This is a genomic window from Acidovorax sp. NN32 (assembly GCF_057597245.1).
The window spans coordinates 237,006-257,934 of the sequence record NZ_CP199679.1; the positions used below are offsets into that span (position 1 = coordinate 237,006).

The 20,929-nt window shown below is 66.1% G+C and carries 16 protein-coding genes; 5 read left to right on the forward strand and 11 right to left on the reverse strand.

What is annotated here, in order from left to right:
* Positions 1–70: 70 nt before the first annotated feature.
* Positions 71–895 (forward strand): EAL domain-containing protein, encoded by an 825-nt coding sequence (locus ACT89O_RS01120; RefSeq protein ID WP_431151491.1) that lies wholly within the window; start codon positions 71–73, stop codon positions 893–895.
* Between the two features lie 15 nt (positions 896–910).
* Here the strand turns inward: ACT89O_RS01120 and ACT89O_RS01125 are convergent, their stop codons facing one another.
* Complete coding sequence (locus ACT89O_RS01125) at positions 911–1,999, reverse strand: sensor domain-containing diguanylate cyclase (protein WP_487261596.1); 1,089 nt, start codon at positions 1,997–1,999, stop codon at positions 911–913.
* A 223-nt stretch (positions 2,000–2,222) separates the two neighbouring features.
* Here ACT89O_RS01125 and ACT89O_RS01130 point away from each other — a divergent pair, with 223 nt between their 5' ends.
* Positions 2,223–2,642, forward strand: a complete 420-nt coding sequence (locus ACT89O_RS01130) for a BLUF domain-containing protein (protein WP_055398776.1) — start codon at positions 2,223–2,225, stop codon at positions 2,640–2,642.
* 54 nt (positions 2,643–2,696) lie between these two features.
* Here ACT89O_RS01130 and ACT89O_RS01135 read toward each other — a convergent pair whose 3' ends face one another.
* From ACT89O_RS01135 to ACT89O_RS01160, 6 genes are all read right to left on the reverse strand, one after another.
* The gene (locus ACT89O_RS01135; RefSeq protein ID WP_487261597.1) at positions 2,697–4,079 is read right to left on the reverse strand and encodes an MFS transporter; all 1,383 of its coding nucleotides are present in this window, start codon (positions 4,077–4,079) and stop codon (positions 2,697–2,699) included.
* Positions 4,076–5,731, reverse strand: a complete 1,656-nt coding sequence (locus tag ACT89O_RS01140) for a class I adenylate-forming enzyme family protein (RefSeq protein ID WP_487261598.1) — start codon at positions 5,729–5,731, stop codon at positions 4,076–4,078. Before ACT89O_RS01140 ends, ACT89O_RS01135 begins: the two co-directional genes overlap by 4 nt.
* A 379-nt stretch (positions 5,732–6,110) precedes the next feature.
* Positions 6,111–7,418: a Glu/Leu/Phe/Val family dehydrogenase gene (locus ACT89O_RS01145; RefSeq protein WP_055398770.1), complete on the reverse strand. Its 1,308-nt coding sequence runs from the start codon at positions 7,416–7,418 to the stop codon at positions 6,111–6,113.
* Between the two features lie 194 nt (positions 7,419–7,612).
* Entirely contained in the window at positions 7,613–8,500 is an 888-nt protein-coding gene (locus tag ACT89O_RS01150; protein ID WP_487261599.1) for a PPK2 family polyphosphate kinase, read from the reverse strand.
* Between the two features lie 53 nt (positions 8,501–8,553).
* Complete coding sequence (locus tag ACT89O_RS01155) at positions 8,554–8,958, reverse strand: GFA family protein (RefSeq protein WP_487261600.1); 405 nt, start codon at positions 8,956–8,958, stop codon at positions 8,554–8,556.
* Positions 8,959–9,084: 126 nt separating this feature from the next.
* Positions 9,085–10,074 (reverse strand): GlxA family transcriptional regulator, encoded by a 990-nt coding sequence (locus ACT89O_RS01160; protein WP_487261601.1) that lies wholly within the window; start codon positions 10,072–10,074, stop codon positions 9,085–9,087.
* Between the two features lie 114 nt (positions 10,075–10,188).
* Between ACT89O_RS01160 and ACT89O_RS01165 the strand changes: the two genes are divergently transcribed.
* Positions 10,189–11,001, forward strand: coding sequence for an MBL fold metallo-hydrolase (locus tag ACT89O_RS01165; RefSeq protein WP_487261602.1), 813 nt, complete (start codon positions 10,189–10,191; stop codon positions 10,999–11,001).
* 49 nt (positions 11,002–11,050) lie between these two features.
* Here ACT89O_RS01165 and ACT89O_RS01170 read toward each other — a convergent pair whose 3' ends face one another.
* Together ACT89O_RS01170 and ACT89O_RS01175 are read right to left on the reverse strand one after the other, a co-directional pair.
* Positions 11,051–13,213, reverse strand: coding sequence for a TonB-dependent siderophore receptor (locus ACT89O_RS01170; protein ID WP_487261603.1), 2,163 nt, complete (start codon positions 13,211–13,213; stop codon positions 11,051–11,053).
* Between the two features lie 220 nt (positions 13,214–13,433).
* The gene (locus ACT89O_RS01175; RefSeq protein ID WP_487261604.1) at positions 13,434–14,369 is read right to left on the reverse strand and encodes a LysR family transcriptional regulator; all 936 of its coding nucleotides are present in this window, start codon (positions 14,367–14,369) and stop codon (positions 13,434–13,436) included.
* Between the two features lie 72 nt (positions 14,370–14,441).
* On the opposite strand from ACT89O_RS01175, the gene ACT89O_RS01180 reads away from it, so the two are divergent.
* Positions 14,442–14,903 carry a PACE efflux transporter gene (locus ACT89O_RS01180; protein ID WP_431151499.1) on the forward strand — a complete coding sequence of 154 codons (462 nt, stop codon included), beginning with the start codon at positions 14,442–14,444 and terminating at the stop codon, positions 14,901–14,903.
* Between the two features lie 81 nt (positions 14,904–14,984).
* On the opposite strand, the gene ACT89O_RS01185 is transcribed toward ACT89O_RS01180, so the two are convergent.
* Together ACT89O_RS01185 and ACT89O_RS01190 are read right to left on the reverse strand one after the other, a co-directional pair.
* Positions 14,985–15,896 carry a response regulator gene (locus ACT89O_RS01185; RefSeq protein WP_487261605.1) on the reverse strand — a complete coding sequence of 304 codons (912 nt, stop codon included), beginning with the start codon at positions 15,894–15,896 and terminating at the stop codon, positions 14,985–14,987.
* Positions 15,893–19,333 (reverse strand): hybrid sensor histidine kinase/response regulator, encoded by a 3,441-nt coding sequence (locus ACT89O_RS01190; RefSeq protein ID WP_487261606.1) that lies wholly within the window; start codon positions 19,331–19,333, stop codon positions 15,893–15,895. Before ACT89O_RS01190 ends, ACT89O_RS01185 begins: the two co-directional genes overlap by 4 nt.
* A gap of 245 nt (positions 19,334–19,578) precedes the next feature.
* Between ACT89O_RS01190 and urtA the strand changes: the two genes are divergently transcribed.
* Positions 19,579–20,844 (forward strand): urea ABC transporter substrate-binding protein, encoded by a 1,266-nt coding sequence (gene urtA / locus ACT89O_RS01195; protein WP_228896924.1) that lies wholly within the window; start codon positions 19,579–19,581, stop codon positions 20,842–20,844.
* Positions 20,845–20,929: the final 85 nt, after the last annotated feature.

Below are 20,929 nucleotides of genomic sequence, written 5' to 3' on the forward strand. Positions count from 1 at the left end.
GCAGTGGCCTGTGTGAGGTCAAATCCAGCCCTACCCCCTTGTTTGGTGAATCGAACGGAGAATCCAGGCCATGCGCGTGCTTCCCCTCTCCCCGTCCAATGCCTCTTTCCCCGTCGATTTCGTCCCGTTGGGCGGCACTCCGAAGGACTGCGAGGATTGCGGCAAGGCCGTGGGGCTGGGGTTTCAGTTTGACTACGCGTACCAACCCATCGTGGACGTGGAGCGCCGTGTGGTCTTTGCGCACGAAGCGCTGGTGAGGGGGCCGGGTGGCGAGGGCGCGATGACCGTGTTGGCGCAGGTCAACGACCACAACCGCTACCGCTTTGACCAGGCCTGCCGGGTCAAAGCCATCAAGGGCGCAGCAGAGCTGGGGATGGCGCAGCCGGTGTCGATCAACTTTCTGCCCAATGCGATCTACAAACCTGAGGTGTGCATCCGCACGACCCTGGAGGCTGCCAGGGCAAACGGCTTTCCGCTCTCTCAGATCATCTTTGAGGTGACCGAGGGCGAGCGCATTGAGGACGGCCCCTGGTTTGCCCAGATCCTGCGCGAGTACAAGCGCTGCGGTTTCCAGACCGCCATTGACGACTTCGGTGCAGGCTATGCGGGCATGAAGCTGCTGTCGGATTTTCAGCCCGACATCATCAAGATCGACATGGACCTGATCCGCAACGTGGATGCCAACCGCGCCCGCCAGGCCATCGTGCGCAGTCTGGTGCGGCTGTGCGAGGAAATGAACATCAAGGTCGTCGCCGAAGGCATCGAGACACCGGCCGAGCGTGACTTTCTGTTCGATGTGGGGATACACCTGATGCAGGGCTATCTGTTTGCCAAGCCGGCTTTTCGTTCGGTGGCCACGGTGGACGCTTCGGCGTACGGCAGCGCATCGCGCTGAACGCCCTCAGGCGGTTCACGCCGTCACCACGCGGTTTCGCCCGGATTTCTTGGCGGCGTACAGCGCTGCGTCCGCCCGTGCAAAGAGGCTGCACGCGCTCTCTACATCCTGCAAGCTGGCCGCACCAATGCTGATGGTGGTGGGCTGGCTCAGCCAGCCCGCCTGGGCCACCGCAACACGCATGCGCTGGGCGACTTCGTGGGAGCCCTGTGCATCCGTGTGGGGCAGGATCACGGCAAATTCCTCGCCGCCCACCCGGGCCACGATGTCGATGATCCTGACGCAGCCGCTGAGCACCTGCGCGATGGACCGCAGCACCTTGTCGCCAGCCTCATGGCCGAAGTTGTCGTTGATCTGCTTGAAATGGTCCACGTCCAGCATGAGCAGGCTCAGGGGCGACTGCGTGCGCTCCACCACGGCCAGTTCCAGCTCCAGGCTGTCGTCAAATGCGCGCCGGTTGCGCAGGCCGGTGAGCGGGTCGGTCCGGGCCAGCTCGTTGAGCGCCAGGTTCAGTGCGTCCACCTTCTGGATTTGTTCGACCAGCTGCTGGTTGAGCACCTCGGCGTCGCGCAATGCCCGGCGCAGCCGGATCTCGCGCATCGTGGAGTGGGCCAGTTCGACCAGGATTTCGATGTCCTTTTCCGTCCACTGCTTGGCCTTGAAATCAACCGCACAAAAGCTGCCCAGAACCTCGCCCGCTTCGGTTTTCAGGGGGATGCCTGCGTAGGCGCGCACCCCCAGCGAGGCTACGGTGGGCACGTCGCGGAACACGGGCAACCGCGTGGCATCTTCCAGCACCAGGGGCCCGTCAGACACCATGGAGTAGTGGCAGAACGTCCGCCCGGTGAGCTGTCGCAGTGTGCTCAACGGCTCGCCCATGCCAAATGTGCTTTTGTAGAAGTCGCGGTGCGCGTCGAGCAGCGAGATGAAGGTGACGGGAGCGCCAGTGATCGTGGAGGCCAGCCGGGTCAATCGGTCAAAGCTCTCTTCGGCGATGCTGTCGAGCAAGCCGGTTTCGCGCACCGCAGCCAACCGCAGCGTGTCGGTGAGCGCCGCCTGTATCCGGGCGTCGTCGGCAGGCAGGGGAGGCGGCAATTCCGTCATGGGTGTCGTACCGGGTACCGAGTTGAGCTACCGAAAGTTACACGATCCCCTCTGGCTGCGGTGCTCTTGCGCGCAAAGACCCTCCACCCATGCCCCATCCCGGGTATTCGAAGTCCGTTTGAAGTCCCTTCGGGTGGATTCGGCGATGGGTTTTGAGGGGTTTTTTCCGAGCGGGCCACCGGTCAAGGCCAGCGCTGACACACTCGGCGTTTTGGAGACACACATGTTGATACAACTGATCTACGCGAGCCGGTCTTCGCGTGTGCTGGGGCCTGCAGACGTCAAGGACATTTTGGGGGCCTCGCAGCGCAACAACACCCGCGCCGGGATCACGGGCGCCCTGTGCCTGAACAACGGCATCTTTCTGCAGCTGCTCGAAGGTGACCGGGCTGCAGTCAACGCGCTGTACCACCGCTTGCTGAAAGACGGCCGCCACCGCGACACGGCGGTCCTGGACATGAGCGAAATTCCTTGCCGGCGCTTCACCGGCTGGTCGATGGGGCTGATTGCGTCACTCGAATCCAATCGCCAGCTGTTCCTGAAATACTCAGGGACTGCAGATTTCGATCCCTACAGCATGTCTGCAGTCACCTTGCGCAGTTTCTTCGACGAGATTCTGCAGAACGTACGCTGGCTGGAATGACCTGGCTACCCATGGCCCGCAACAGGCCGTGTAGGGCGGGGCGATTGCCGGGGCTCAGTGCCTGCCACTGCGCTCCAGTATGTCTGCGTGGCGTGAACGGGTGATCGGATAGGCCACCAGCAGCGGAATGGCCAGCACCAGGCACACCGCCGGCAGGATGCCCGTCATCAGCGTGATGCCCTGCAGCGCCGTGGCGGACTGCGCCACGTTGGGCACATAGCCCGTTACGTCCAGCATGCCCGCCACCAGCACGGTGGCCAGCGTGCGTGCCAGCTTGTCCATCAGGCCGTACAGGCCGTAGTACATGCCGGTCTTGCGTTCGCCCGTTTGCATGTGGCCGTGGTCGATGGTGTCGGGCACCATGGCAAAAGGCACGATCCAGTGGGCTCCCATGCCGATACCGACCACCACCAAAATGGCGGTGACCAGGCGCTGGTCACCCGGGCCCACCCAGTACAGCGCCACCAGCCCGGCCGCGCAGAACACCAGGCCCAGGATGTAGGCCAGGTTCTTTTCCCAGCGGTCCACCACGCGCTTCCACATGAACAACGAGAGGCCCACCACGCCCAGCAGGGTGCCCATGAAGCGCGGCAGGTCGCCCTTGTCGCCCTGCAGCTGGTAGATCACGAAATACGCGAGCGAGGCCTGCACGAGCGTGAGGCCTAGGCGCACCAGCGTTGCAGCGCCCATCAGCATCAGGAAGGGGCGGTTGTGCAGCGTGGTCCGCAAGGTCTCGCGCACCGACTCCCACATTGCGGGGGTATCGGCATCCACAGGCCGCACCGCCTGTTCCGCCACACTTTCTGCCGGTTCGCGCACGCGCCAGGCCACCACGGCGATGGCTACGCCCGCGACCAGCCCGAAACACGAGCCCGCCAGCGCATAGCCCGTGCGGGCGTCCGGGGCTGCGCGCACCAGCACGGGCATGAAAACGCTGCCCGCAAAAAAGCCCAGCAGGGCGCCCATCGATGCATAGGCCGTGAGGCTGGTGCGCTCGTCGTAGTCGCGGGTCATGTTGGCAGCCATGGCCTGGTAGGGCAGCTGCACAAGGGTCATGAGCGTGTCGAACACGGTGTAGGTCAGGGCGATCCACAGGAACGCGGCCCACGGGCTGAGGCCCGGGGGCACCATCCACACCGCTGCTGCAGCGATGGCGAGCGGAGCCGCACCATAGATCAGATAGACCCGGTGGCGGCCAAGGCGCGAGCGGGTGCGGGTGCGGTCGGTCATCCAGCCAAACAGCGGGTCGTTGATGGTGTCCCACACCTTGCCCACCAGCAGCGCCGCGCCGGCCACGGCAGGCGCCACCAGGGCCACGTCGGTGTAGAAGATCATGAGCATGAAGTTCATGGCGGCAATCTGCATCTGCAGGCCGACATTGCCGGTGGCATAGCCCAGCTTGGTGCCCAGCGAGAGCCGGGTGGCGGGGCCCGTCATGGATGCGCGGCCGAAAGAGACGCCGTCGGGCTCCCCGTGGTGGGAGCATGGGCCACGCGGGGCGGGGCGGCCTCCAGCATCAGGCGCACCTCGCGGCGCAGCATCTTGTTGAGGAAGCTGCGCGGGATCTCTTCGACGATGCGTACATCGTCCGGCTGGTGGTCGGCGGGCAGCTTGTGTGCCAGATACTGGGCAATGTCGTGCTCCAGCGCTTGCCAGTCATGCCCGGTGCGCCAGCTCTGGCGCAGGCTCAGCACCAGCACAGCACGGGCACCGTGCTGTACCAGGCAGGCCTCCTTGACGGCGGGGTGGGTGTGCGCCACCTCTTCCACCTCGCGGGGGTTGAGCCACTGTCCGTGGCGCAATACGCGGTCGGCGCTGCGGCCCAGCACATGCAGGTAGCCAGCCGCGTCGAAATAGCCCACATCGCCCATCACCACCCAGCCGTCGCGCAGCGTCTCCTGGGTTTTTTCGGGGTCGAGCCAATAGCCGTCAAAACGCACCGGCGTCAACACGGTGATGAGACCCATCTGGCCCAACGGCAGGGGCGCAAACTGTTCGTCGCGGATGACCACCTGCACCCCGGGCATCACCCGGCCCACGGTGGAGAGGATGTCATTGCCCAGTGGCTGGCCCTGCGCGTCCACATGCTGGTGAGGCAGCAGCCAGGTGATGGGCGGCAGCGCCTCCAGGCAGCCATAACCTTGCTGGAAGATCGGCCCGAAACGGCGGATGGCCTCGGCAATCTTGGGCGCCGGCATCATCTCGGAGCCATAGGGCACATGCGTAAGGGACGAGAGGTCGTACTGGCCCAGCGTGGGCTCGTCGAGCAGGTCGATGATGGCCGAGGGCGACAGAAAGGCGCGCGAGACGCGGTGCTTCTGGATCAACGCGGCCAGCGTGGTGGCGCTGAAGTCTTCGGGCATCACGAGCGTGGCGCCCGCCAGCAGGGTGGGCAGCACCAGGCCCGAGCCAGGGCCGGTGAGGGGCAGGCCCAGCATGTTCACATCCTGGCGGCTGGCGGGGGGGCGGAAATCGATGGACTTGGAGATCAGCCGCACGCTGTCGAGGTACTTGCGGTTGCTGTAGCCGATGGACTTGGGCAGCCCCGTGGTGCCCGAGGTCATGTGCAGCGCAAAGATATCGTCTTCGTGCAGCGCGGCCGTGCCGGGGGCAGGCGCATGCTGCGCCAGTGCCTGCTCGTAGTCTTCGCCCAGCGCCAGCAGGTGTATCCCTGGCAGTTGTTCGCGCACGGCCTGGAGGATGGGCGCGCTAAGCAGCGGGTCGTGGATGAGCACCGCCGGCCGGACGCGGACCATGGTGGCCAGCGCCGCATCGGCCGGCAGGTGTTTGTGAAAGCTCGCGAAGATGGTGCCGTTCTCGAACGTGGCGAGCCGGGCTTCGTACTGTTCACCGGTCTCGGGCAGCAGGGTGAACACAACGTCGCCCTTCTTCACGCCCTGCGCCTGCATCCAGGCCTGCAGCCGCTGCACGCGCTCTTGCAGCTGTGCGTAGGTGAGGGTGCCACGCCGGTCGATGAGCGCGGGTTTGTGGGCATGGCGGCGGTAGGCCAGGCGTGCCACCGACCGCGCAGTGCGCAGGCGGCTGAGCAGAAAGCGCACCACCAGGCTGCGCAGGGATGGAAAGGCCACGGAAGTCTCCGACAGAAGGCATGGCCAGCCAGTCTTTCATGTACGCAGGTTGCAAGCCGCCACAATTTGTATGTACACGTATCTTGTTGTTGCTGGCGTGGCTGTGCGGTCGGTTTGGACCAGCCAACGGCACACGGCATCCCGGCATCGTCGCTGCGGCGCCACAGCGCCACAGCGAATGTGTGCCAACACGGAGAAAAGCAAAAAAACCGCCAGGACCGGATCGCGGCGCTGGCGGTTTTGAAAGGGACTCGCCGCCTGGATGGGCGTGGCCTTTGCGGGGCGCGCAGCCCTCACACCAGTGCACCCGTGGAACTGGCTCCGCCAGGCCACCGGGTGCGTCCCCCTCGGGGGAAGCGGCGCAGCCGCTCAGGGGGGCTTACGGATACAGTCCGCGCATTTCGCGCGCATGGAGAATGCGCTGGCAGGCCACGATGAAGGTGGCGGTGCGCAGGCTCACCTTGTGCTCTTGCGCCACTTGCCAGATGCCCGCAAAGGCCTCCTGCATGATGCGCACCAGGCGGGCGTTGATCTCGTCTTCGCTCCAGAAGAAACTGGAAAAATCCTGCACCCATTCAAAGTAGCTCACCGTCACGCCGCCCGCGTTGGCGATCACGTCGGGCAGCACCAGCACGCCCTTGTCGTGCAGGATGTCATCGGCCTCGGTGGTCGTGGGGCCGTTGGCGCCTTCAATCACGAGCTTGGCCTTGATCTGGCCTGCGTTGTCCTTGGTGATCTGGCCTTCCAGCGCAGCAGGGATCAGGATCTCGCAATCCACACCCCAGAACTCCTCGGCCTTCATCACATCGGCGCCGGCAAAGCCGCCCACGCCGCCACGGGTCTTCACATGCGCCAGCAGCGCGGGCACATCGAGGCCCTTGCTGTTGAAGATGGTGCCGGTGTGATCTTGCACAGCCACCACCTTGGCGCCTGCTTCGGCGAACAGCTTGGCCGCAATGCCGCCCACGTTGCCAAAGCCTTGAACTGCGATGCGGGCACCTTCCAGCGCCAGGCCGGTCAGCTTGGCGGCTTCCACGCCCACGGTGTACACGCCGCGGCCGGTGGCCTCGACGCGGCCCAGCGAGCCGCCCAGGTCCACGGGCTTGCCGGTCACCACACCGGTGGCGGTGGCGCCGGTGTTCATCGAATACGTGTCCATCATCCAGGCCATGATCTGGCCGTTGGTGTTCACGTCGGGTGCGGGGATGTCTTTGGAGGGGCCGATCAGCAGGCCGATCTCGCTGGTGTAGCGGCGCGTCAGGCGCTCCAGTTCACCCATCGAGAGCTTCTTGGGGTCCACGCGGATACCGCCCTTGGCGCCGCCGTAGGGCACGTTCACCGCAGCGTTCTTCACCGACATCCAGGCCGACAAGGCCATCACTTCCGACAGCGTCACGTCCTGGTGAAAACGCACGCCGCCCTTGCCGGGTCCCCGGCTCAGGTTGTGCTGCACGCGGTAGCCTTCGTAGTGGGCGATGGTGCCGTTGTCCAGCTCGATCGGCACGTCCACGATCAGGATGCGCTTGGGACGCTTGAGGGTTTCCACCCAACGCGCCAGGCTGCCCAGGTAGGGGGTGACGCGGTCTACCTGCTGCAGGTAGTTGCCCCAGGGGCCGAGGTGGTCGGCCTGCAGATACGAGGGCAGGGGGTGGGATTGTGCGGCAGGGGCGCCGACGGGTTGCGACATGGTGAATTCCTTGTGGGATCAGTTCAGGCTGCGAAGCTTATGCCTGCCGCTGCACGCTGTCTAAGGCCGTAGTGTTTTGGTGTTATGCAATTAATGCATAACCACGGGAAAACACCGCCCAATGCGGCACTGCAACAAAAATGTGGCCAGTGAAAACGCCGAGAAGGCAGCGTGCTGCAGTGCCGCACGAGCGGTCATTTCACCGTGAAGCCGGCCAGCGCGGGGTCGCCAGCCGGGTAGCGGAGGTCCAGCTTCTGCAGCACCTCGCGCAGCACCGTGGCGATCATCAGGTTGCGGTGCGTCTTGGAGTTGGCGGGCACGATGGTCCAGGGCGCCCAGGGCGTGTGGGTGGCAGCCAGCAGGGTGCCATAGGCATCTTGGTACTGCGCCCACTGCTTGCGCACTTCAATGTCGCCCATGCTGAACTTCCAGTGTTTGGCCGGGTCATCCAGGCGCTCTTGCAGCCGCTCGCGCTGCTCGTCAAACCCGATGTGCAGCAGAAACTTGAGCACGATGGTGCCCGTCTCGCTGAGCATGCGTTCAAAGTCGTTGATGTGCGCCAGACGCTGCTGGTGCTGCTCAGGCGTGATCCAGCCGTTGACCACGGGCACCAGCACGTCCTCGTAGTGGCTGCGGTTGAACACGGTGATGTCGCCCGCCTGCGGCACCTGCTGGTGGATGCGCCAGAGGTAGTCGTGTGCGCGCTCGGTTTCGGTGGGGGCCTTCCAGCCCACGGCGTGTACGCCCAGGGCGCTCATGCGGCCAAACACGCCACGGATGGTGCCGTCCTTGCCCGAGGTGTCGGTACCTTGCAGCACCACGAGCAGCTTGTAGCGCTTGTCGGCGTAGAACAGGTTCTGCAGCCCGTCCAGTTCCACCGCCAGGTCTTCGACGGCTGCCTTGTCCTGGGCCTTGTCGCCCAGCGAGAAGGGTTTGGCGCCGGGATCGAAGTCTTCCAGCGACACGGTGTGCCGGGGGGGCTCGCGGCGCCGTTCGTCGGTCGCAGGCTCTGCAGGCGCAGGCTGCCAGGGCAGCAGGCGCTGCATCAAAGAGGACTTGCTCGGATCAAGCGGAAAAGGCATGGAGACTCCAGGCAGGGCAGCGGCAGTGGCGCTATTGGAACACTGCGGGGCCCTCAAAGATACCCGCTGTGCGCAGGTGCCTGCTGCCACTGGTCGTGCAGCCCGTCCACCCGCACGATGGCCAGGCGCGAAAGGTCTTCGTCGGTCAGGCCATTGATACAGCCCACGTTCACGCCGTACATCTCGCCCATCGGTGTGTCGGTGCCGTGGCCGAACACGCGCACGCCGCAGTGGCGGCAGAAGTAGTGGTGGTTCTTGTGGGTGCCGAAGGTGTATCGCGTGAGGTCGCCTTCGCCCCGGGTGATGCGAAAGCCCCCGGGCAGTGCCACGGCAGGCCAGAAGCGCGTGCGGCGGCAGATGCTGCAGTTGCAGCGGTAGGTGGGCTGGGCCAGGTCCAGCGTGGCCTCGACTTCGACGGCGCCGCAGTGGCAGGTAGCGGTGTAGGTGGAAGCAGGCATGGGTGTTCGTCCTGTCGTGGTGCTGAGGGTTGATGCAGAGGGAGCGGGTGCATGATCGCAAACTTTGCGCTCGGCGGCATTCTCCTTGTGAACGATCCCGTGCGCTGGCTGCACCCCCCTGCGCCTTCACCCGTGCGCCATGCGGTAGGCCAGCGGCGTCTGCCCCGTGGCCTGCTGAAAAGCGCGGTGCAGGCCCGCCTCGCTGGCAAACCCCAGGTCCTCGGCAATGCGCTTGAGCGGCAGGGGTGTGTCGCACAGGGCCTCGCTCACCTGCCGCAGCTTGATGCGCCGCATCCAGTGCGCGGCAGAAAGCCCCGTGTGCGCCTGCACCCGCCGCGCCAGCGTGCGGGGCGACAGGCCCAGCGCCTCGGCCAGTGCGGGCAGGCGCAGTGCGGTGGCGGGGCAACGCTGCACCCAGAGCATCGCGCGCCGCAGTTCGGCGTCGGCCACTGCCATGAGGTCGTGCCCGGCAAACGCCGGGTGGGTGGTGCGCGGGCGGGGCAGCATCAGCAGCGACTGCAGATCTGCCAGGGCTTCAGCGTCCAGCCGCGTTGCCAGCGCGTGCAGCATCAGCGGCAGGTAGCCGTTGGCGCCTGCCGCGGTGGTGATGGGGCCGTCTTCCACCAAAGGTTCGTCAAAGCGCCAGTGCACCGCGCCAAACTGCTGTTGCAGCGGGGCCCGCAGCCACCAGGTGGCCGTGGCGCCGCGCCCGCGCATCCGGCCGCTGGCCGCAGCCAGCGCTACGCCCGCGCAATAGCTCCACACCTGGGTGCGGCGGGGCAGGGCGCGCAGTGCCGCGATGGCGGGCGCGATGTGCTGTTGCTGCTGCGGCGCCTGCAGTCCGTCGGGCGAAGACAGCCACAGGCCTGGCACCAGCACCGCGTCCACCTCGGCCTGCACCAGGCTGACGCTGGGCGTGAGGGCGGGGCCTTGCCAGGTGGGCACAGGCTGCAGGTCTGCACCGGCCCAGCAGGTGGTGATCACCGGCCGCTGCGCGCGCAGGTTGGCGGCGCGGGCCAGGTCGGCGGTGGCAAAGAGGCCTGCGGGCATGCAACCGGGGTACAGCAACAGTGCCAGGCGCAAGGGTGGTGCAGGTGGTGCGGTGGTACGGCGCATGGTGGCAGGGTAGTTTGGCTAGAAATGGAAAGAAATTGTCAAACCAGGCCATTCTCGCCGGGCGTTCGATTCCCAACAATCCACTGCATACCCACTGGCTTCGGAGCCCACACCATGCAGATCACCCAATTGCGCAACGCCACCGTCCTTCTTGAATTCCAATCCCAGGGACGCCCCGTGGGCCTGCTGGTGGACCCCATGCTCGCCCCCCGGGGCAGCCTGCCCGCGCTGCGCTATCTGGGCACGGGCCGCCAGCGCAATCCCATTGTGGAGCTGCCCGGGGGCACCGATGCGCTGCTGGAGCGTGTGACCCACGCCCTCATCACGCACTGCCAACGCGGCCATTTCGACCACCTGGACCGCGCTGGCAAGCGCTTTCTGCGCGAACGGCAGATTCCGGTGATCTGCATGCCACGCGATGCCGACTACCTGGCGCAGCGCGGCCTGCTGGTGTGGCCGCTGGCGGGGCCCGCGCGCCAGCCGTGGGCGCTGGGCGGCCATGTCACGCCGATCCCGTGTGTGCACGGTACCGGCTGGGTGGGCCGCTTCATGGAGCACGGCCACGGCTACCTGCTGGAGCTGCCGGGCGAGCCCAGCGTCTACCTGGCGGGCGATACCATGCTCACTTCCACGGTGCGCGACTGCCTGGCGCGCCTTCAGCCTACGGTGTCGGTGTTGCCTGCGGGCGGGGCCCGGTTCGATGTGGGGGCAGAAATCCTCATGGATGCCGCCGACATGGCCGAAGCCGCGCAGCTGGCCCACGGCACGCTGGTGGTGAACCACCTGCAGGCGCTGGACCATTGCCCCACCACGCGCGCAGCGGTGCGCCAATTGGCGGTAGACGGTGGCTGGGCAGACCGCCTCTGGGTGCCGGAGGATGGTGAAAGCAGAGGTTTTCCTTGTCGTGCAGCAGTTGATTGCTATTAAATTTATAGCTATTGGCGCTTGATAAATAAGCGCTAGAGTCCTATTTGGCTCAAAAAACCACCTGCACCCCCGCCACCACCTGGCGCCCCAGGCCCGGGATCACGGTGAGTGCGCCCCACGAGGCCGTGTAGTACGCCTTGTCGAACAGGTTGTGCACATCCAGCGTCAGGCGCGTGCGCTTGTCCACCTGCCAGTAGCCGGTGATGCGCGCCGTGGTGTAGGCAGGCAGGCGGTAGGTGTCGGTGGCGGTGCCTGTGCGCTCGCCCACATGCACCAGGCCGCCGCCGATGCCGTAGCGGCCGCCCCAGGGCGCCTGGTCTTCGCGGATGGCAAACAGCCCGGCGCTCACGCGCGGCACATTCAGCAGGCGCTTGCCCAGCAGTGCGGGGTTGTTGTCGCGGGTCACCTCGGTGTCGGTGTAGGCCATGTTGGCTGTCATGCGCCAGTGGGTGTCGATCTGCCCGGCCACATCCAGCTCCAGGCCCCGGCTTTGCACCTCGCCCGCCGCAATGCTGAAGTTGGCGTTGGTGGGGCTGCGCGTGAGCACATTGGTCTTGCGGATATCGAACAGCGCCACGCTCGCGTTCAGGCGCTGGTCGGCCGACTGCCACTTGGCGCCCAGTTCCAGGGCTTGGCCCTTTTGCGGGTCGAACGCCTTGCCGCTTTCATCCGTGCCTGCGTTGGGGCGGAACGAGCGTCCGGCCGAGGCATAGACCGAGGTGTTGGGGTTGATCAGGTAGGTCAGCCCGATGCGCGGCGTGGTGGCCGAATGCGCCTGCTCCTGGCGGGTGGTGGCCAAGCGGTTTTCGCTGTCCTGGTGAAAGCGGTCAAAGCGCACGCCGGCCAGCAGCTTCCACTTTGCGCTCAGATCGATCTGGTCCTGCACAAATACGCCCGTGGCGCGGGTGCGGTCCATCAGGTCAAAACCCGGCGTGAGGTTGCCCACGGGCTGGTTGTAGACCGGGTTGTAGATGTCGATGGCAAACGGCTGGCTGGCCAGGCTGGAGTAGCGGATGTCCTGCGCCGCAGTGAGCCGCCAGGTCTCCACACCAGCCAGCACGGTGTGGCTGAAGCCGCCCGCTTGCAGCTTGCCTTCGACTTCGCCCTGCAGCGATGCATCGCGCGCTGGCAGGCTGCGCCAGCTATCGCGGCGCGTCAGGGTACGGCCGTCGGCGGCCAGGGTGCCGGTCAGGTCCACGGCGGCGCCATACAGGTCCGTCTCGCGGTACGACGCACCCACGCGGGTTCGCCAGCCCTGGCCCAGGTCGTGGTCCAGCGTCACCTGGTGTGTGTCGCCGTTGACATGCAGGTTCTCGCGGCTGGGGTCGCCCAGGTAGCGGTCGGACGGCAGCGCGCCCACGTTGCCCCGCACCTGCACGATGCCCCGGTCCAGCGGGGTGCGGATGCGGATGAACTCCGCCTCGTAGTTCAACACGGTGTTGGCGCCCAGGTTCCAGGTGAGGGACGGGGCCACCACCATCTTGCGGTTGTCCACCAGCGCGGTACGGCTCGCGCCGTCCTCGGCCGCCACGTTCAGGCGGTAGGCAACGTCCGTGCCCAGCGGGCCGGTGGTGTCGAGCGTGGCACGGCGGTAGCCATGCCCGCCCACCTGCACACCCGCCTTGTGCGCGGGAGTGTACTGCGGCTTTTTGGTGACGATGTTGAGCGTGCCGCCCGGCTCGCTGCTGCCATACAACGCGGCCGCCGGGCCTTTGAGAAATTCAATGTGCTCGACCGAGCTCACGTCGCGCTGTGGGCCATAGCCCCGGTTCGAGGCAAAGCCGTTGAGCAGCTGGCCGCCGTCTGTGTTGCTGAAGCCACGGATCGCATAGTTGTCCCAGGTGCCGCCAAAGTCGTTCAGGCGGGTGATGCCGCTCACATAGTCCACGGTGTCGGCCAGGCGCGTGGCGCCCAGGTCTTCCATCAGCTGCTGGGGCACCACGCGCACGGACTGCGGGGTTTCGATCAGCGGCGTGTCGGTGCGTGTGGCTGCGGTGTTGCGCTGCGCGCCCTGGTAGCCGGTGGTGGCGCTGCTGTCACGCACCTGCACTTCCGACAGCGCGGGGCTGGTGGGGACGGTGTCGGTCGGTAGAGCCGATGAAACAGGGGGTGCCGTCTGGGCCATGGCGGCGCTGGCTGTAAAGGCGAACAGCGCCAGGGTGGCGCGGGCCGTAGCAGTCGGCCGGGCGGGCCGGGGAATCGAGGGATGCATGGTGCAGATCGGTAGAGAGAAAACGGCGGGGCTAGCTCCCGCGCGCCGTGCAAACCGCCGCACGGGAGAGAGGTCGCGTTGAACGGGGCACGGGCGGGGTGCAAATGAAAGGCCGCCATTATCCATGCAAATGCAAACAATTCGCATTTGCTTTTGCGGCAACGCTCCCTTGCCTTCTGGGTGCGCATGGGGGCGGGCAGCGCCTGCCTTGCAGGAGCGCTCAGCGGGGTGCTGCCTTGGCCGCCGTGCCCATCAGCGCCACAAACCGCGCCGCGCCCAGGCCCAACGGCCGTTCCTTGGACCACACCACATCCACCCACAGTGCGGTGCCGTTGCTCAGGTTCTCAAACGGCATCTCCACCAGCCGCCCCGCCTCGATGCGCGGCTGCACCAACGCCCGGGGCTGCCAGCCCCAGCCCAGGCCTGCTTCGATCATGCCCAGCGCGGCCAGGTGGTTGTCGGTGCGCCAGTGGTGGCGGGCAAACACAAAACGTGGGTCGGTTTGCCCCAGGTCACGGCTGGCCACCACGATCTGGCGCGTGGTGGTCAGGTGTTCTTCGCGCAGCATGGCGCGCTCGGGCGGCTCGCCCCGGGCCAGGGCCGAGGCGCGCGCGCCCTGCAATACCGCATGGTCCGGCGCCATCACCGCCACCAGGGTTTCGGTGCCCACCTCCTGAAAACCCTCGCGCCCGTCGATGCTGGGCCGCTCGAACACCAGCGCCAGCTGTGCGCGGCCGCTGTGCAGCAGGGCCAGCGCATCCACCTGCGGGGCGGTCAGCACCTCCACCTGCAGCAGCGGGTATTCCGACGCCAGCGTGGCCAGGGGGCCTGTCCAGCGGGCGGCCAGCAGCTCGGGCGCGATGGCCAGCGTCAGCCGCTCTTCCAGCCCCTGCGTCAGCGCCAGCGCCTGGGCGTTGAGCTGCTGCAGCTGCCCGGCGAGCAACCGGGCCTGCGGTTCCAGCGCGCGTGCGGCGGCGGTGGGCCTGGGCTCGCGACCGCTGCGGTCAAACAGCTGCACATCCAGCTCGGCTTCCAGGTGGGCAATGGTCATGCTCACGGCCGACGGCACCCGCGACAGAGCCCGCGCCGCCGCAGAAAAAGAGCCGTGGTCCAGTGCTGCCAGGAACACCTGCACGCTGTCTGAAGAGAAGGCCATGGGTGTGATCTATCAAACAAACTGAAATAAGCTGACTTTATATATCAGCTGCAGGCACATAAAGTCGCCCCCATGGACAAGCAACCCACCCTTTTCGGCCTGCAGGGCCTCAAGCGCCGACTGATCTATGTGAGCCTGTACGAGCTGATCGCCATCGCGGCGGCCACGGCCGGGCTGGCCTTGCTCTCGGGCCAGGGTGCGGGCCATTCGAGCGTGGTGGCCGTGGCAGCCTCGGTGATTGCCATCGTCTGGAACATCGTCTTCAACTGGGCGTTTGAGCGCTGGGAGGCTCGCCAGCCCGTGCGCGGTCGCAGCGTGGCGCGGCGCGTGGCGCATGCCATCGGTTTTGAAGGCGGGCTGGTCTTCACCCTCGTGCCGCTGTTTGCCTGGTGGTTTGACATCACCCTGTGGCACGCGTTTGTGATGGACCTGGGGCTGATCGTGTTCTTCCTTTGCTACACCTTTGTTTTCAACTGGGTGTTCGACCACCTGTTCGGCCTTCCGGCGTCGGCCATGGAGCCAGTGTCTGCTTGAGATTGCAAATTGCTATTAATGTTATAGCTGATTGCAATTGATGGATAAGCGCTAGAGGCCAATTTGGGCCAAATTACCAGCTCAAACCTGTAACAACTGCCCCGCAATGGCGGCTGCGGCGGTGCGTGTCTCCACCCCCAGCTTTTCAAAAATGTGCTCCAGGTGTTTGTTCACCGTGCGCGGGCTCATGCCCAGGATGTCGGCGATGTCGCGGTTGGTCTTGCCCTTGCTCAGCCAGGACAGCACCTCGGTTTCGCGTGGGGTCAGCGCGACCTGCTGCAGGTGGCGCGGGGCGGTGGCCTCGGGCGTGGTGCGGCTGAGCAGCAGCATCGACTCGGCCAGACCGCTCGCGCCCAGATGGCGGGCCAGCAACTGGCGGCCGTCGGCCAGCGCCAGGGTCTGGTCGCCGGTGGCTTGCGCGCGCACCAGCCAGGCGGCGGCGGCATCTGCGGGGGCGGGGTCGGCGGCAAATGCAGCCTCCAGCCAGCGCAATGCCTGCGGGGAGCGCCAGGCCACGCGGCCCTGGCCGTCCAGCACCACCACGCCCAGCCCGGCGACGTCGACCGCCTCGCGCGCCAGCCGCGTGGCCTGGGCGTTGCGCACATGGGTGGCCAGACGGGCCAGCACCTCCGGGATGCGCAGGGGCTTGACCACATAGTCCACCCCGCCACTGGCAAAGCCCCGCAGGATCTGCTCGGTGTCCGACAAGCCCGTCATGAACACCACCGGCACGTGCGACCAGGGCGGCGTGGCTTTCAACCGGCGGCACAGCGCAAAGCCGTCCATGCCGGGCATCACGGCGTCCAGCAGCACGCCGTCGGGCACGGTCAGGTCAAAGCGCTGCAGGGCTTCTTCGGCGTCGCGCGCGGCCAGCACGGCGTAGCCCTCGGCGGCCAGGGCGTCACACAGCATGCGCAGGGTGTCGAGCGCGTCGTCCACCACCAGGATCACGCGCTGGCTGACCTGCTGGTCTGGATGGGATTCGTCGTTCATAGGGTTCCCTCTTCGGGCTCGCGCAGGTGGTGGGCCAGGGTTTCAAAGTCGAAGCGGTCGGCACTGGCCTGCAGCAGCGCCAGCGTGGCGGCATGGCCGGGCAGGTCGCCGCGTGCGCGCCGCAGCCGCTCGCGCAGCGCGGCGGCCTGGCCAGACCGCGCCAGCCGGGTCAGGTCTTCGCGCAGTTCGTCGGGCAACGTGGCCGGGGTGTCGTTCGGGTTGGCGGGGCCCGCGGCGGGCTCGGGGCTGGGCGCAAGCGGCGTGTTGTCGCGCACCCATTCGAGCTGCAGCGCTTGCTCCAGCGCCTGCAGCAGTTCGGATTCGATCACCGGCTTGCCCACAAAAGCCTGGCACTGCTGCGCCGCCAATCGTGAGGCCTCGTGCTCGAAAAGATTGGCCGACACGAACACGATGGGCAGCTCGGACGCAGGCCGCAACTCGCGCAGCAGGGCGGCGGTCTGCCAGCCGTCCAGGTCGTCCATGGTGATATCGAGCAGCACCAGGTCGGGCGGTGTCTGGCGCACGATCTCGATGCATTCGCGCCCGCTGGCGGCCTCGCGCACGTCAAAGCCCAGGGGCACCAGCAAGCCGGCCAGAAGTTGCCGTTGCAGGGGCTGGTCGTCCACCACCAGCAGCGTGCGCCGGGGCGCCAGGTAGCCGATCACGGGGCGCAGCGTGGCCCGGCTGGGCGTGGTCCAGGCCGGGTCTACCGCAATGCTGGGCAGGTACAGCCGCACGGTGAAGGTGCTGCCCTGGCCCGGGGTGCTGGTCAGCGTGAGCTGGCCACCCATCAGTTCGGCAAGCAGGTGCGTGATGGTCAGGCCCAGGCCCGTGCCCGCCTCGCTGGCGCGGCGCCCGGCGCTGCCGCGTTCAAACGGCACAAAGATGCGCTCCAGGTCTTGCGGCTCGATGCCGATGCCGGTGTCGATCACTTCGATGCGCGAGACATGCTGGCGAAAGTCCATGCGCAGCCGCACCTCGCCGCGCTCGGTAAACCGCACGGCGTTGGACAGCAGGTTGATCAGAATCTGCCGCAGCCGCTTGGCGTCGGCCCGTATCCAGCCTGGCATGGTGCCCAGCGTCTCCACCACAAAGTGCAGGCCCTTGGCCTCAGCCTGCGGGCGCAGCATGGCTTCGATGTTCTCGATCAGCTCGGGCAGCGGCAGCGGGGCCATGTCCAGCCGCAAGCGCCCCGCCTCGATGCGCGCCAGCTCCAGCGATCCATCGATGAGCGCATGCATGTGCTGGCCGCTGTGCTGCATGGTCGACAACGTCTCGCGCATCCAGCCCTCGGTGTGCGGGTTCTTGAGCAGGATCTGCGTGTAGCCCAGGATGCTGTTGAGCGGCGAACGCAGCTCGTGCGTCATGCCTGCCACGTAGCGCGTCTTGGCCTGGTTGGCTGACTCGGCCTGGTCCTTGGCCGCCTGCAGTTCGGCGTCGGTGCGCTTGTGGGCTTCGATTTCCTGCAGCAGCAGCTGCGTCTGCCGTTCCGACTCGTCCTGCGCCATGCGCCGGCTGTCGGTGCTCAGCACCACCCACCACGCGCACACGGCGGCCAGCAGCGCCAGCAGCGCAAACACCTTGAGAAACGGCATCTGCAGCATTTGCCCGGGCACCGGCGCTTGCAGGCTTTCCTGCACATACACCACGCCCACCAGAAACGCCATCACCGCGCACAGCGACACCATCACCATCAGGTACTGCCCCAGGCGAAAGTTCACCTTGATGGCCCAGCGCTGCGGCAGCAAGGCTTCCACCACGCTGCGCAACTGGTCGGCGGCGCGCGAGCCGGTCTTGCAGCGGTCGTGGCAGCGCGATTCGAGCGAGCAGCACAGCGAGCAGATGGGCGCGGCATAGGCCGGACAGCGCGCCATGTCTTCGGATTCGAACTGGTTCTCGCACACGGCGCAGCGCACGATCTCGCCGCGCCGCCACTCGTTGCCCGGAGCGCGCGCCAGGTAGTAGCGGCCCTGCGTCAGCCAGGCCAGCAGCGGCGCCAGCGCCATCGACAGCACCAGCGCAATGAAGGGCGAAAACGCGGCCGCTTCTTCGCCCAGCAGCCCTGCATAGGCGCAGCAGGCCACCGTGGCCGCCAGCACCATGGCGCCCAGGCCCACGGGGTTGAAGTCATACAGGTGCGCGCGCCGAAACTCGATGCCTTTGGGCGACAGACCCAGAGGCTTGTTGATGACGAGGTCGGCCACCAGCGCTCCCACCCAGGCAATGGCCACGTTGCTGTACACAGCCAGCACTTTCTCCAGCGCGCCAAACACCCCGAGCGTCATCAGCAAGGTGGCAATCAACACGTTGAACACCAGCCACACCACGCGCCCGGGGTGGCTGCGGGTCACGCGCGCAAAAAAGTTGGACCACGCCAGCGAGCCCGCGTAGGCGTTGGTGAGATTGATCTTGATCTGAGAGACCACCACAAACACCACCGTCACGGCCACCGCCAGGCCCGGCAGGCCCAGCGCCTGCATGACCTGGTGAAAGCCTGCGAGGAACATCTGCGTGGGCTCGGCCGCGCGCTGGGCGCCCACCTCGAACTGCAGCGCGGCAAACGCCAGAAAGGCCCCACCCGCCATCTTGAGCATGCCCATCACCACCCAGCCCGGCCCCGCCACCAGCACCGCGCCCCACCAGCGCAGGCGGTTGGCGGCAGTGCGCTCGGGCAGAAAGCGCAAAAAGTCCACTTGCTCGCCAATCTGCACCACCAGTGAAAAGATCACCGCCGCGGCTGCACCAAACATGAGCGGGTCGAACTGGCTGCTGCCGCTCTTGAGGCCCGACAGTCCCGCAAAGTCGCGGTACAGCTGGGGCTGGGCCAGCGCAATCCACACAAAGGGCAGCAGCAGCAAGAACAGCCACAGCGGCTGCGTCCAGGCCTGCAGGCGCGATATAAGCGTGATGCCACGCATGGCCAGCGGCAGGACCACCAGCGACGACGCGATGTAGCACCACTCCAGCGGCCACTCCACCACCATCTGCAGCGCCAGCGCCATGATGGCCGCCTCCAGCGCAAAGAAGATGAAGGTGAACACCGCGTAGATCAGCGACGTGATGGTGGAGCCCAGGTAGCCAAAACCTGCGCCCCGCGTGAGCAGGTCCATGTCCAGCCCATAGCGCGCTGCGTAGTAGGCAATGGGCAGGCCCGTCAGAAAGATCAGCAGACCCACGGTGAGGATGGCCCACATGGCATTGCTGAAGCCGTAGTTCAGCGCAATCGCCCCACCAATGGCCTCCAGCGCAAGGAACGACAGCGAACCAAACGCCGTGTTCGCCACGCGGAATTCGCTCCAGCGCCGAAAGCTCTTGGGCGTGTAGCGCAGCGCGTAGTCCTCCATGGTCTCGTCGGCCACCCAGGCGTTGTACTCGCGCCGGAAACGAAAAATCGTTTGTGGTGCGCTCTGGGCATCGGGTGCATGTGGTGAGGCCATGCCCAGCACAAAGCAAGAAGCGTTCTAGGCGCGCACCGCGTTGGGGCGTTGCACGGGCATGCATTGCCATGGGCAGGTCCATGTGCAGGTGTATTTGCAGTGCATGCACCGGGGTGCGTACGCAGCCCTACGTTAATTGACGTATGGGCGCATTCAAGGGTTGTCCCTAACCTTCATTCCACAGCGCACACAACCCGCTTTGGTCCCGTCCCTTCATTCACACCGATCCTGCAAGGAGCGTCTTTATGAGCCACCCGTCCGCCCCCCGCTTTAGTGACTCCGCCCAGGCCGAACCCGGCCGCCGTCGCATCCTGCAGGCGCTGGGCGCCGCATCCGTGGCGGGCCTGCCTGCCTGGTCTTTTGGCCAGCCCACTGCGCAGGTCAACACCACCAAGCTGGCCATCACCGACACCGAGGTCACCGTGGGCCAGTTGCACTCGGCCACCGGCACCATGGCGATTTCCGAAACCGGCTCCATCCAGGCCGAACAGCTGGCCATTGACCAGATCAACGCCATGGGCGGTGTGCTGGGCCGCAAAATCAAGGTGATCAAGGAAGACGGTGCGTCGGACTGGCCCACGTTTGCCGAAAAGTCCAAGAAGCTGCTCATCAACGACCGCTGCGCCGCTGTGTTTGGCTGCTGGACCAGCGCCTCGCGCAAGGCCGTGCTGCCGGTGTTCGAGAAAGAAAACGGCCTGCTCTACTACCCCACGTTCTATGAAGGCCTGGAGCAGTCCAAGAACGTGATCTACACGGGCCAGGAAGCCACCCAGCAGATTCTGTACAGCCTGGAATGGGCCAAGACCGAGAAGAAGGCCAAGACCTTCTTCCTCATCGGCTCCGACTACATCTGGCCCCGCACCTCGATGAAGATTGCGCGCAAGCACATCGAGAACTTCCAGAAGGGCAAGGTCGTGGGCGAGGAGTACTACCCGCTGGGCAGCACCAACTTCGGCTCGCTGATGAACAAGATCAAGGTGCAAAAGCCCGACTGCCTGTTTGTGGCGGTGGTGGGCGGCTCCAACGTAGCGTTCTACAAGGCGCTCAAGGCCGCGGGCATCACGGGCGACAAGCAACTGCTGGTCACGCTGTCGGTCACCGAAGACGAAATGACCGGCGTGGGCGGCGAGAACTTCAACGGTTTCTACTCGTCGATGAAGTACTTCCAGTCGCTCGATAACGAGAACAACAAGAAGTTTGTGGCGGCCTTCAAGGCCAAGTACGGCAAGGACGCCGTGATTGGCGACGTGACGCAGGCGGGCTACCTGGGCCCCTGGCTGTGGAAGGCGGCGGTCGAAAAAGCCAAGAGCTTTGATGTGGACAAGGTGGTGGCCGCGTCCCCCGGCATCGAGCTGACCACCGCGCCTGAGGGCTATGTGAAGGTGGACGCCAACCACCACCTGTGGAGCAAGTCGCGCATCGCCATGGGCATGCCGGATGCTTCGTTCAAGGTGGTGTCCGAGTCGCCTGCGCTGATCAAGCCGGATCCATTTCCCAAAGGGTATCAGTAGGAAGTCACCCCCTGAGCGGCTGCGCCGCTTCCCCCTCTCTCGCTGCGCGGGAGGGGGACGACACCCTCGGTGCGGGGCGGCCCTT

What these genes read in the sequence shown, in the direction of transcription:
- ACT89O_RS01155 (WP_487261600.1), bottom strand. Translation starts at nt 8,958, where the DNA reads ATGCCTGCTTCCACCTACACCGCTACCTGCCACTGCGGCGCCGTCGAA.
- ACT89O_RS01160 (WP_487261601.1), bottom strand. Translation starts at nt 10,074, where the DNA reads ATGCGCCGTACCACCGCACCACCTGCACCACCCTTGCGCCTGGCACTG.
- ACT89O_RS01130 (WP_055398776.1), top strand. Translation starts at nt 2,223, where the DNA reads ATGTTGATACAACTGATCTACGCGAGCCGGTCTTCGCGTGTGCTGGGG.
- ACT89O_RS01145 (WP_055398770.1), bottom strand. Translation starts at nt 7,418, where the DNA reads ATGTCGCAACCCGTCGGCGCCCCTGCCGCACAATCCCACCCCCTGCCC.
- ACT89O_RS01125 (WP_487261596.1), bottom strand. Translation starts at nt 1,999, where the DNA reads ATGACGGAATTGCCGCCTCCCCTGCCTGCCGACGACGCCCGGATACAG.
- ACT89O_RS01190 (WP_487261606.1), bottom strand. Translation starts at nt 19,333, where the DNA reads ATGGCCTCACCACATGCACCCGATGCCCAGAGCGCACCACAAACGATT.
- ACT89O_RS01165 (WP_487261602.1), top strand. Translation starts at nt 10,189, where the DNA reads ATGCAGATCACCCAATTGCGCAACGCCACCGTCCTTCTTGAATTCCAA.
- ACT89O_RS01150 (WP_487261599.1), bottom strand. Translation starts at nt 8,500, where the DNA reads ATGCCTTTTCCGCTTGATCCGAGCAAGTCCTCTTTGATGCAGCGCCTG.
- ACT89O_RS01175 (WP_487261604.1), bottom strand. Translation starts at nt 14,369, where the DNA reads ATGGCCTTCTCTTCAGACAGCGTGCAGGTGTTCCTGGCAGCACTGGAC.
- ACT89O_RS01120 (WP_431151491.1), top strand. Translation starts at nt 71, where the DNA reads ATGCGCGTGCTTCCCCTCTCCCCGTCCAATGCCTCTTTCCCCGTCGAT.
- ACT89O_RS01135 (WP_487261597.1), bottom strand. Translation starts at nt 4,079, where the DNA reads ATGACGGGCCCCGCCACCCGGCTCTCGCTGGGCACCAAGCTGGGCTAT.
- ACT89O_RS01185 (WP_487261605.1), bottom strand. Translation starts at nt 15,896, where the DNA reads ATGAACGACGAATCCCATCCAGACCAGCAGGTCAGCCAGCGCGTGATC.
- urtA (WP_228896924.1), top strand. Translation starts at nt 19,579, where the DNA reads ATGAGCCACCCGTCCGCCCCCCGCTTTAGTGACTCCGCCCAGGCCGAA.
- ACT89O_RS01170 (WP_487261603.1), bottom strand. Translation starts at nt 13,213, where the DNA reads ATGCATCCCTCGATTCCCCGGCCCGCCCGGCCGACTGCTACGGCCCGC.
- ACT89O_RS01180 (WP_431151499.1), top strand. Translation starts at nt 14,442, where the DNA reads ATGGACAAGCAACCCACCCTTTTCGGCCTGCAGGGCCTCAAGCGCCGA.